1 protein-coding gene is annotated in these 578 nt (G+C 42.7%); it reads right to left on the bottom strand.

Annotated features, from left to right (window positions below; genetic code table 11):
* Positions 1-560, bottom strand: a 560-nt coding sequence (locus Q4503_RS18815; protein ID WP_303603192.1) for a flagellin, incomplete at its 3' end; no start/stop codon positions are given.
* Between the last annotated feature and the right edge of the window lie 18 nt (positions 561-578).

Below are 578 nucleotides of genomic sequence, written 5' to 3'. Positions count from 1 at the left end.
TAGTTAAGTAATGAACCAATCATTTGTGTTGTGCTGTTCGCTGTACTCAATACCGAAATACCTGAGTTCATTAACAACTGCTGCTTAGTCATGTTAGACGTTTCAGCTGCAAAGTCAGCATCCATCAACGTAGATGACGCTGCTTGTGTGTTTTCTTTCATGTTAGTAACGTTCGTCATGGTATGCTCAAGACGATTCATTGATGCACCTAGTGATGAACGAGCGGTACCGATAGCACCTATAATTGTATCAACTAAACCTAACTCAGTTTGCGCTGTCGCAACATCAGTAAAAGAGGTAGCTGTCGCAGCAATACCACTAGTCACAGCTGTCAAGCTAGCTGAGATATCGACATCCAATGTTTCAGCTATACTTGAGCCTACTTGAAATTCAAGCGCACCCGCAAACTTACCACCAGCAAGTAAACCAGTTCCACCAAACGATGTATTATCCATAATACTCGTTAATTCAGCTTTAAGCGCTTCATATTCAGAGCTTTGTGCAGCCCATTCAGTAGCGCCATTCGCGTCACTAGCACCTTGTGTTGCAAGCTCTTTCATACGGTATGCAATGTTAGT

Source organism: Colwellia sp. 6_MG-2023 (genome assembly GCF_030547765.1).
GTDB lineage: Bacteria > Pseudomonadota > Gammaproteobacteria > Enterobacterales > Alteromonadaceae > Colwellia.
This window is presented reverse-complemented; position numbering and strand designations above follow the sequence as displayed.